The organism is Pseudoalteromonas ardens (genome assembly GCF_030125445.1).
In the GTDB taxonomy this organism is placed as follows: domain Bacteria; phylum Pseudomonadota; class Gammaproteobacteria; order Enterobacterales; family Alteromonadaceae; genus Pseudoalteromonas; species Pseudoalteromonas ardens.
Window position 1 is genome coordinate 668,364 of record NZ_JASJUV010000003.1, and the last position, 11,283, is coordinate 679,646.

The following is an 11,283-nucleotide window of genomic DNA, read 5'->3' on the forward strand; positions in this document are numbered from 1 at the left end:
ATGTGGGTATGTTCGGTTGACCTATGTTTGCAATACGCTGATTTTCCTGAGTCAGCGTTCTGCTTTGCAACAATTATCCACACCATCTTGGCTAAGCCAGGTTTTTAATTATCACAGCTAGCGAGTTTTCCCCATGTCACTATGCGGGTTGATTTGACCTTACATGACAAGCGCACTTTGACAATGTCCCGTGCTCAAAAGGTCAGAATTGATGGCGCAACCTGAGTGTATGTAAAGTGGGAAAAATTAGTAGCAAATAAGTTGTTATGCGCAGACGTTACGGGACCCTCCGTAGGGTAGTATTAATCAATATATAGCCGGTATTTCGCAATAATATATTGGTTTAAAGTGTTGTTTTTGTTGGTTATATTTATTTTTTGCGTGATTTGATTACACATGTTTGCTGGGGCAATATGAGTTCCATCAAATGAACGAACATTCTCTGCTTACCTGGCGCAAATTGAGGAGCTAACAATGCAACAAAATACGACCCTTGGCCTGTTTGATACGCAACACGAAATAAAACAGATGATTGCTAAATTTGAGGAAGTAAACATCGCGGAAGAGCTAACAAATACGCTGAAATCCATTTCAAAGGAGTCAGGCTATAACTGCCTCGGTTTTATCGACTTTTGTCCGGTATCTGCATCTTCATATGAAGAAAAGGTTTATGGTGAGATTTCTGCTCAGTTGGCAGATGAAATGTCAGATACTGCGATTTATGAGCATTGTAAGTCAGGTATTCGCTTGCTGCCGCTACACAGCATACTCAGTCATAGTAGCGAGCAAGATCAGGTGTATGTGATGCCTATGCGCGGTGTGACAGGTATTTATGGAGGCTTAGTATTCGATATCCCTGAAAGCTTTTGTCAGCAGAAGAGTATTGAATTTGTTGACTGGTGCTGGACGATTATCTCACCTTATCTGCTTCAGGCTGCACTGCGCTGCAGAGATAAAAAGTTACATATTACAAAACGTGAAAAAGACTGCTTAATGTGGGCCTGTGAAGGTAAAACATCATGGGAAATTAGTCAGATACTAGGTATCTCAGAACGTACAGTTAATTTCCATCTGTCTAATTGCATTGTGAAAACAGATAGCACAAACAGGCAGCAGGCGATCGTAAAGTGCATTATCAACAACCTGATCTAATTACAATGACTGGCGAGTGTCATGATGTTGCTTATCAAAGTTCCTGGCTGGGGAGGTGTCCTCTCCGGTATGTCAGATTATTCAGGTGGGGTGATTTGCGCTTTGACCAGCTGATTTTCAACGACTTCAATTATGTCCAGGTAAAGCGCATTGGTTTTTTTAGAAAAACTGATTCTGTCTATGACATAGCTGGAACTGTCAATTTTGTATATTTCTTGCCTTGGCTCTGTATGGCCAAAATTAATCTTAAAGACGGTTTCACCGTCCGAGTGATACAAGGACCCGTTACCCGCAGCAATCGAGTGCTTATATTTGGCTTTTGACAGCTCAATTCTGTCAGTCTTTTCACCTGTATTGATATTGTATAAAGACACTTCATCATGCGATGACAAACTGGCATAAAACTGACTATCAAGTTGTCCGAACCACAATGGCCGTTCAATCGGCAACGGAACGCTTTTGTCCGAATCCAGAGAGTGCATAAAAGCTTTTCCTCTCAAGGTTCTTGCATCCACAACGGTATACCCGATGTTATTCTCTCCAAGGTATTCAGCCGACACTATGGTACCATCAACCTTGATAGAGCCAGTAAGCGTCAGGGTGCTGCTATCATAGGTTTCTAGCCTATCCTTGTAGTGGAGTAATAATTCTTGTCTTTGCGCACTATAATGAATTGATTCATAAGTCGACGCCTCAAGCGAAAGTGGTTCGTGCCGGCCATCAGGCAAAGTGCGGTAAATGGATCGCAGGCCGCCTTCCTGACGCAAAAAAATAACACTGTCTTCAAAATCTGAAGCCTGCACGTCATCATATTCACTTTTAACTATCGGCTGCAGCTCACCGCCCTCTGTGCTTAATTTATATATGTCCTGTAAAAATGGATAGGTCACTGCCAGTAAGGCATCGTGGGACAGCGGCTGGTTACTCGCGTATTTAACATTATTAGGTAATTTAACCGCTGAGGTAATGTTTTTCTTATCGAGTGAATAAGTAAACAAAATATTCTCAACATTATCCAACCAAATCAAAGAGTTAATTTTCTTTTCATAAGATAATGTCCAGATCCGGTTGTCGGTGTCATGTAGTTTGACCTGATTACCACCGTCCAGATCCGTCATGTATAGCTCACTGCCCTGGTAGTGATGCCTCTCAAAAATAATAACTTCTATATCAGGGATATAAGTCAGAAACCTATCTCCATATGAATTCAAATTTGGTGACGTGATTTGAAATTCCTGGCCTGTATCTAAGTCACGGCTGGCAAGCGCGGCGAGTTCATCTCTGTCGCGATAACCGCTCTTTGAGTAAATTAGTCTGCCATCGCTGACACCTGCACCCGTGAAACCTTGCAAGCTACAGTCAAACAGATATTTATTTGTTCCGTCAAAGCTGGTGTTGATCAGCCACACTTCACATTGTTCATTGTTGATAGCCCGATAGAACACTTTATTTGAATCTGCCGACCAGCCGATTGGGAAGTAGTTCGTTCCTTCTTCTGCCAGGCGCTTTTCGTGACCTGTTTGCAGCGTTTTTACCACCAGAGAATAATTCTGGCTATTTTTTTGAATAATTGAGAAGGCAACGAAGTTCTTATTGGGAGAGATATTCGGCCTGGTATACCTGCCGTTGACCCAGGACAAGACCGTTTCCTGTACTTGCTTTTCTATGGGGCTCACGGATGCATCGTTCAGCGCATTGTCTTGATTAATAAAGGCCAGGCTAATACCAGCTGCCAGAGTACTGATAACAGCACCTAAAACCCAGGGGGCTTTCTTCCGTTTTGCTGGCTGTTCTACCGGTGTTGTTTTAGGTGTTAATTCGGTTGTAACCGCAGGACTGGGCTTAGCTTTGTCAGCTGATTCAGTTTTGTGGTACTCAACAAGTGGCTCTATGGCTAAGCTGTAGCCTTTTCTATAGTGAGTTTTAACGATAATGCCCTTTTGGTTCTCAGATTTCAGGGTTTTTCTGAGTTCAGAGATGGCCCGGTTTATTGCATTATCATCAACATATTTTTGGCACCAGACATCGTCCACCAGATTTTGTCGGGTGATGATAGTGTCTGAATTTAAGATCAAATAACTAATGATGCGAAACAGCAGCGGTTCGAGTTCTTTCTCGATGTCGCCGTCAGTGAGCACCTGCCGCTTTGGGTCAAGTTTCCAGGATCCAAGTGTGATCGATTTAACTGTTCTAGAGAAGCTGACTTCGTTCATTGTCCTGAATTTGTTGTTATTAGGAATATGTCAAGCGTTCAGACTATATCTATAGTCATTTAAAAACTCAACAGAAAGATGGGAGGGCTTTTTTAATTTACAAGTGTTGTTTTCATTGTGGACCAATGTTAAAAAAGTGAGAAAGTAAAGTGGGTTTTCTTAAGTTGTTGATTGATAGATAATTGTTCTGTTTTTTTGAATGGCATGGTGGACGCCATAGGTGTGGCGTTGAATATATAATTTCTTACAATATCGGATTGGGACGGGCTCAAAGGCCGCTAAGCGACCAGCAGTATTTAACAAAAACAGAGGTAACTATTGCGATACACGAATCATTCGGTGCCTGAAAATTCACCCATCAGTAACGTCATGTCTGCCGCGGGTGAGTCATTACATGCCCCTGTATGTTCAGTTGTCAGTGTCTTTACTTTTATTGTCCAGTACTTCAATGACTTTAGCCAGGGTGTCCGTCACGGCTTTTCGATTGCCCCAGTCTACAGCCTGCCAATCTACCTCATCCACTAATTCTGTAATGTTGTGAGTCAGGAGCATTTTAATTGTTTCCACATGCTGAATGGGTTTCACTCTGAAAGCCTTTGTCTTAGGTTTGGTCGTTAATTTTTGTCCCGTGAGCTTGGCATGGATCCGTTTATTGATCTCGGCTTTGTCTGTCACGGTTAGCAGGGTTTTATCAAACTCGCTGTAATAGTCATTCTCAACCTGTTTAACGACTTTTTTAACGTTGATAAAAGGCAGCGTGACCAACCCCTGTTCATAGGCCTGAATGACACATTTATAGCGGGTAAGGACGTTGTAGTTGTCAAAACTCCCCATGGAGATACCTAAATTGGCCGCCATTTCTTTAACGGTTAGCTTTTTCTCACCGACTTTTAATCTGGCCTGGCTGAGGCTTTCTAATTCCTGCATTGCGCTGAGAAAAGCTTGCAGCTTGCCATACTGAGGCAGGTCGTCTCTGCTGGCATTTTCCTGAAACTGTTTCACTTTCGATAGCAGTGGTTTGGCGTCATATACTTTGAACTGGGCGCTTGAGTCATAGCCATTGCTGTAAACCATAGCAAAGAAACGTCGATGTCCGGTTAGTATTTGATACTGGCCGTCTTCTAAAGGATAGACTGTCGGCACCTGAATAACCTCGGCAACAGAGATGTTTTCAGCCAGTTCAAGTACGGATTCCAGTGTTTGGTTCGCTTTTTTCCACTGCGCTGTGCCATACGCAAAGCAGTTCACAATGCAGTTCTTTCCTATTAGTACATGATCATTTGCATCGTACATTTCAACTAGCTGGTTCTTGGTGAGCCAACGTGACGTGAATTGTCTTGCATGATCATCTTCCATGAACTTGGCTGGCAGAAATCGTGCATTGTGTGGATCGGGCGTTACAGAGGATAAGAATAAAGAGGTGTACTCAAATGTTTCAGAATTCAGCCCTTTTCGACTGTTCACGTTAGCCAGCATCAACTGATCTAATTTTAGCTTATTCATAGGGTTAGGAACCTTTTACTGCACTTAAGGTTAGTGGTGAACACCTTAGTTGGTAGATCTAACAGGTATACACTCAAGGGTTATCGATGCACCATGTGAACCATACTAAGTAATCGCTCTGGTGTGAAGTCTTAAATCGACGCACAGCACAGCAGAATAAATTTAAAGCGCAGTTTACAAGCGGTGGAGTGAAGGTATGAATATTGATTTGAGCATCATTGAATGGGCGTTTGAGAAGGGATACAACCTGGGCTCTGCAGATATGAGAGAGGGCGTTTATATCTCAGAAGAGGGCAGACGCTCCCTGTTAATGGCTGACATTAAGGCATTTGTGGAAAGCCATCAGGTGATTGCCACCGAGCAGGAAGGCCTAGCCTCAAGCCTGAATTGACAATGACTGCACGCTGACGCATATCCGGTCGATGTCAGCGTGAGACTCATTTCGACCTTAAACCTTGTTTTAATCAGTAGCAATGATCTCATGCATGAGATCTCAAACTTCTGTTGGTAGTGAATACATGCAAATAAGAAATTGGTTTACACGACATCCTCTGTTGTGCCGGTTTGGCACCTTTATTTTGGCACCGTCGGTATTGTGTGCTTACGTGGCATATCAGCAACAGGTCATTTCAGCGTTACCACAAGCGGGGGCAAACACGGTCTCGGCTGCTGTCCAGGAGCAGGTAACGGTAACGCGCGACGCACATGGTGTGCCATATATTGATGCGGATTCAATGGCAGATGTTTATTTTGCTATGGGTTATCTGCATGCACAAGACAGGTTGTGGCAGCTGGAGTTACAACGCCGACTCAGTGCCGGCACGTTGAGTGAGGTGTTTGGCAAAGAGAGTGTGAATTATGACGTTTGGGTTCGCACGCTGGGGCTCTATGAGGTAGCTGAACAAAGCAAAGCCTATTTGTCTGAGCAGGCTTTGGCGTCATTGCAGTCTTATACAGCTGGAGTTAATGACTTCCTGAGTCAGCAGCCCACACTGCCGGTTGAGTTTACTCTGCTTGGGATTACGCCAGCGCCATGGCGTGTTGAAGATTCACTGGCATGGATGAAAATGTTCTCTCTCAGCATGTCGGGTAACCTGGAAGAAGAAATCCAGCGTAGTGTGGCATTAAAAACGTTACCCAAATCCTTGTTTGCTGAATTCTTTGGATCTGAATTGGCACCATCAGAGTCCCTGGACGATGGGCAGGTCGCCAGCCTATCTGGGTTACACCATACAATTAAGCAATTGGAAACGGATTATAAGATTGGCGGTAAACACATAGGCAGTAACGCTTGGGTGGTTTCTGCTGAAAAAAGTGCATCTGGCAGTGCCATCTTGGCCAATGACCCGCATCTGGGCCTGCAAATTCCCTCTTTGTGGTATGCGGTATCGCAGCAGTTACCAGACTCTCAGTTGCAGGGCATGAGTTTGGTCGGGTTACCTGTCATTGTGTTTGGTCAGAACAACCATATTGCCTGGGGTGGCACGAATATGGAGGCTGATCTGCAAGATCTTGTAATGGAGCAAATCCATCCGGAAGACCCCACGCTGTATCGTTACCAGCAACAGTGGCTACCTTTTACAGAGCGCACTGAATATATCAAAGTGAAAAGTGATTTTCCGAGTCTGCTTAAACCCACCTATCGGGATGTTGAACTGAAGATCAAAGAAACGCTGACCGGTCCCGTGATCAGTAAAGCTGGTTTGCCTCAGGCGGTGTCTCTGCGCTGGACGGCATTGCAGGCAAAAGACACCACCTATGAAGGCTTTTTTCACATTAACCATGCCCAGAACTGGCAGCAGTTCAAGCAAGCTGCGGATAAAATCGCATCACCCAGCCTGAATCTGTTTTACGCAGATAAGCAAGATAACATTGGTTTTACCGGCGCGGGTGATATTCCGGTTCGGGAGCGTGGCACAGGTATTTTACCGGCTAAACGAGGCGCTGAGGGAGATGTATGGCAAGGGTTCATTCCTAAGGATGAGATGCCAAGTGAATTTAATCCACCACGCGGTTACATCATCAATGCCAACAATAGAAATGTGGCATCGGGTTATCCTTACCATATTTCTTCCAGCTTTGCGGATCCTGCCCGTGCAGAGCGCATTGAGCAGTTACTGAATACCCAGTCACTGGATCTGGATTACATCAAACAGATGCAAATGGATGTCAAAGACCTGACTGTGAGCAAGCTAAAAGCCGTGATGGAAACGGTTGTTGCTGAAGATCTGTGGCAACAAGAAGCACTCGACCACCTGAAAGCCTGGCAAGGAGACGCACACAGCGACAGCATTGCCGCGACGGTTTTTTATACCTGGGCGAGACAAATATACCGAGTCTTACTCAATGATGAGCTTATTCCGGCATGGAATGAGAAAGCGGCGACACGTCAGCTATTGGGTCTGCGTGGCAGAGTGAGTTACGACCAGCTGGCTGAGCTGCTGGCGCAAAACTCCCCGCTATGTGATGACACTAATACGATAGAAACAGAGTCCTGTGAAGAAGTACTACTCTCGGCACTGGACAGGACGTTAATCCTGAATAGCAAGTTACAGGGTGATGAAATTGGTAACTGGCAATGGGGTAAGTTTCAGACGACGCGCTATGACCATATGCCGTTTGGCAAAGTGAAGCACCTCAATAAGGTGTTCTCACGAGAAGTGGCGACCGGCGGTGCGACTAATACGGTCAATGTCGCGGCAGGTTTTTACGAAAAAGACAATGGCTTTATTCAGAATTATGGTGCCGGGTTCAGACAGGTGATTGATATGGGCGGGCGCTATCAGTTTATGAACTCCACCGGGCAGTCAGGCCAGCTCGCCAGCGCGCATTACGATGACATGATCACCTTGTTTGCTCAGGGACAGTATGTGTCATTTGAAACACCCACAGAGGCATCTCGCAAGCTAACGCTAACCCCGAATAAAGGGCAGGAGTAAACCGTGAATTTATTAAAACTATTTAGTGAGAGCTACCCCAACCGTGTGTTTATCTCGGTATTGCTGGGGGCCATTTCAGGGATTTTATATTCGGGGCTCATTCCCTTTGTACTGATGAGTATTGAGAGCCCGACACCCGGATTGCAGTTGGCGGAAGTACCCCATGCACGATATGGGTTGCTGGAAGTGGCAAACTATAAACTGGCTGCGTTGTTTTTCCTGGCCTGTACATTCATTCTGATTATGAGAAGCCTGTCAGAGATTTTACTACAGCGCGTTGCAACGGATGTTGCCAGAAAACTCAGAGTAAGTTTTTACGATAAAATTTCCAGAACGCCTTTGTATGCCATTGAGAAAATGGGCTCGTCTAAACTGGTTGCTTCAGTGAACCTGGATGTACCAAGGATCGTTAATGGTGCACGAGCATTACCCCTGTTACTGATCAATCTGGTGACGCTGGTTGGTATGCTGGGCTTTCTGGTCTATCTCAATGGTGAAGTATTTAAGATGGTGATGATCGCCATTGCGTTTGGCATCCTGGCGTATCAAGTCCCCATGTATTTTGGCAACAAGCTGCTGACGCGTTCACGAGAGTACCGCGATGCAATTCAGGAGGGGGTGAATGGTTTGCTCTCTGGTGCAAAGGAGCTCAAGCTTGATGCGCAAAAGCGCGCTTACTTTCATCAGGACGCTTTGCTGAGCAACGAAAAGAACATCCTTAAAAATGAGAAAGCCGCGCAATCTGTACTGATATCAACCATCAACTTTGGTGACTTAATTTGTTTCTTTGTTATCGGCGCGCTGTGTTTTATTTTCGTGAATTACCATTCTATCAGCAATAGTGAACTGGTCGCAGTGATCATGGCTTTATTGTACGTGACCGGCCCCATCGCAGTCTTGCTGAACGCTTTGCCTCAGATGATGATGGCGACGATTTCATATAAGAAGTTCAATACGCTGCTCAATGAGCTACCAGAAGAGGAAATTGACTATCAGATTTCAGAAGTGCCCAGCTGGCAGACGCTGCGCTTCGACAATGTCGAGTTTGCTTATCCCAGTGATCAGGATGAGGCAGGCTTCGCTGTTGGCCCAATCGACCTGACACTGAAGCGTGGCGAAATCGTCTTTATTGTTGGCTCGAATGGCTCTGGTAAATCAACCCTCAGCAAGCTGTTGACGCTGCACTATCAGGCGGTTGGTGGACACATTTATTTCGATGATGCGGCACTGAACAACGCCAACATCGAAAGCTACAGGCAAGGGATCAGTGCCATCTACTCCAACTACTATCTGTTCGCAAAAATCCTTAAAGATCTGGATGACGCAACGATGGAGCTGATCCAGCACTATCTGAAGTTGTTGCACCTGGACCACAAGGTCACGATCGAAGACGGTTATTTTTCTACCGTGTCGTTATCCGATGGTCAGCGTAAACGTCTCGCTTTGCTGGTGGCCTTTTTAGAAGACAAGCAGGTGTATTTGTTCGATGAATGGGCTGCCGATCAGGACCCAATTTTCAAAGAAGTCTTTTACAAACGCATCTTGCCCAGCCTCAAAGCAAAGCAGAAATTGGTCATCGCCATCACCCACGATGATAAGTATTTCGACCTGGCAGACAGGGTCATTGTGATGGAAGGCGGCAAGGTCGTAGAGCAGACCTCATACACACAATACTTCGACAAATTACAGTTAAACCAGTCCGCCAAAAACGATTTTCTGGCAGAGGTAGGAGCTTAAGATGACACACTCTCAATGGCAATTAACCGCTTCTCAGCGCGACATACTATTAGATCAGCTCTATTTCCCGGATAGCCCTATTTACAACATTGGTGGTTATATCGTGTGCGACAACATTGATAGCACCCAACTGGCACAGGCACATAAAGCACTGATTCACAGTCATGAAGCATTTCAGATGCGTATTAGTCAGCATGGAGAGGAATTCACTGCTTATCTGAGCCAGGACCTGGATGACAGCCTGCCGGTGATCGACTTTAGTGCCGAAGCAGACGCTGAGCGCAGTGCTAAGGCCTGGCTTGAAACGCAATTTGCTCGCACTCAGGCGGTGTTTGATACGCAGCTGGCCAGAGGCTTCCTGCTTAAAATATCTCAGCAACAGCACTGGTATGTTGGCTTAAGTCATCACCTCGCAATGGATGGTTTCGGATTTGCGATCTGGGTTCAGCAGTTGGCTGATTTGTATAACGGTGAACAGACACAGGACGATGCGAGGTTATTGCTCAATGAGATAGCACAGTTAGATAATACTTATCGTGAGAGTGCTAAATATCAAAAAGACGCGGCATTTTGGCAAGCGTATCTCGACGATTATCAGGGCGAACGCCTGCCTGAACGCTACTTTAGTGATACGGATCAGCAACACAGCACCCGGGCCATTTACCCGCTTTCCAGAACGGTTTTTGATAGTTTGCATGCGCATGCAGGTCGGCATAAGTTAGGGGCCGCTCAGGTGTTGCTGGCAACACTGGCTTACTACTTTTCTTTGCATACCAATCAGGCAACCCTATTGTTTGGCAATCCGAGCCATAACCGTAAAACAGCGCTGCAAAAACAAAAGTTGTCGGTCTTTACCAGCATTAGTCCATTACTGATTTCAACGCAGGGGGTGGATGTTATGAGTGAGCTGGTAAAACAGGTCGCACAGACGCAAAAAGCAACCTACAGACACCAGAAGTACCCACTGGGCCAGCTCCTCAAAGATCAGCAACACAGTGGTGAGCAGGGCAGCTTTTTTGATTTTAGTTTTAACTATCTGACGCTGAATTTTGCCGATATTCATTTTTCAAATCAGGCTGCACGTTTTCATTACCTCAATGCCAATGCCGAAAAAATCCCATTCACTCTGACGGTATGGGATAACAATGACACGGACCTGGAACTGCAAATTGATTTTAACCATCGTTATTTTGATCAGGCTGATATTGATGCCATAGAGCAAAGATATCAACGCGCACTGGCCTATCTGGGTGAGCATGGTCTCGATTGTGCGCTGACCGACTTGCCATTTTCGAGCCCGGCGGAGCAGCAATGCTTGCTGGGACGTTCGGCCAGCCCACTTAGTTATGACACAGAACTCAGCCTGCACGAACAAATCAGTCGTCAGGCCCAGCTAACACCGGATGCCATTGCCATTGATATGCCCGGCGGTTGCACACTGAGCTATGCCCAGCTGGACGCCGGTGCCAATCGCATCGCCGCATACTTGCAGCAACACTATTCACTCAGCGCCGACAGCATGGTGGGCGTCAGCACTGAGCGACATGCCGAGATGGTAATGGCCATACTGGCCACCCTGAAAACCGGTGCCGCCTATTTGCCGCTCGATCCGGGCTATCCCAGTGCCCGACTGGCACAGATCATTGACGATGCGAAGCCGGTCGTGACCCTCACCGATAACCCGGCCATCCTGCAAGGCCTGGCCACCGACACGTTGAGTCTGGCGACGCTGAATGATG

General features: G+C 45.9%; 7 protein-coding genes. 5 read left to right on the forward strand and 2 right to left on the reverse strand.

Translation table 11 applies throughout. The annotated features are described in order from the left end of the window. Positions 1 to 474 precede the first annotated feature (474 nt). On the forward strand, positions 475 to 1,152 hold the full coding sequence (locus tag QNM19_RS13770; protein ID WP_049865115.1) for a helix-turn-helix transcriptional regulator: 678 nt from the start codon (positions 475 to 477) through the stop codon (positions 1,150 to 1,152). A gap of 77 nt (positions 1,153 to 1,229) precedes the next feature. Here the strand turns inward: QNM19_RS13770 and QNM19_RS13775 are convergent, their stop codons facing one another. Continuing rightward, positions 1,230 to 3,290: a winged helix-turn-helix domain-containing protein gene (locus QNM19_RS13775; protein WP_284026803.1), complete on the reverse strand. Its 2,061-nt coding sequence runs from the start codon at positions 3,288 to 3,290 to the stop codon at positions 1,230 to 1,232. A gap of 483 nt (positions 3,291 to 3,773) precedes the next feature. Beyond that, positions 3,774 to 4,868 (reverse strand): hypothetical protein, encoded by a 1,095-nt coding sequence (locus QNM19_RS13780; RefSeq protein ID WP_049865113.1) that lies wholly within the window; start codon positions 4,866 to 4,868, stop codon positions 3,774 to 3,776. Between the two features lie 196 nt (positions 4,869 to 5,064). Between QNM19_RS13780 and QNM19_RS13785 the strand changes: the two genes are divergently transcribed. The 4 genes from QNM19_RS13785 to QNM19_RS13800 form a co-directional block, all read left to right on the forward strand. Beyond that, on the forward strand, positions 5,065 to 5,259 hold the full coding sequence (locus QNM19_RS13785; RefSeq protein ID WP_058797436.1) for a hypothetical protein: 195 nt from the start codon (positions 5,065 to 5,067) through the stop codon (positions 5,257 to 5,259). A gap of 94 nt (positions 5,260 to 5,353) precedes the next feature. Further along, complete coding sequence (locus tag QNM19_RS13790; protein ID WP_284026804.1) at positions 5,354 to 7,807, forward strand: penicillin acylase family protein; 2,454 nt, start codon at positions 5,354 to 5,356, stop codon at positions 7,805 to 7,807. Positions 7,808 to 7,810: 3 nt separating this feature from the next. After that, positions 7,811 to 9,544 (forward strand): cyclic peptide export ABC transporter, encoded by a 1,734-nt coding sequence (locus QNM19_RS13795; RefSeq protein WP_284026805.1) that lies wholly within the window; start codon positions 7,811 to 7,813, stop codon positions 9,542 to 9,544. A gap of 1 nt (position 9,545) precedes the next feature. Then, positions 9,546 to 11,283: condensation domain-containing protein (locus QNM19_RS13800; RefSeq protein WP_284026806.1), on the forward strand; the 1,738-nt coding region annotated here is incomplete at its 3' end.

Coding starts and splice junctions, on each gene's coding strand:
- QNM19_RS13770 (WP_049865115.1), top strand. CDS start 475: ATGCAACAAAATACGACCCTTGGCCTGTTTGATACGCAACACGAAATA.
- QNM19_RS13780 (WP_049865113.1), bottom strand. CDS start 4,868: ATGAATAAGCTAAAATTAGATCAGTTGATGCTGGCTAACGTGAACAGT.
- QNM19_RS13785 (WP_058797436.1), top strand. CDS start 5,065: ATGAATATTGATTTGAGCATCATTGAATGGGCGTTTGAGAAGGGATAC.
- QNM19_RS13790 (WP_284026804.1), top strand. CDS start 5,354: ATGAGATCTCAAACTTCTGTTGGTAGTGAATACATGCAAATAAGAAAT.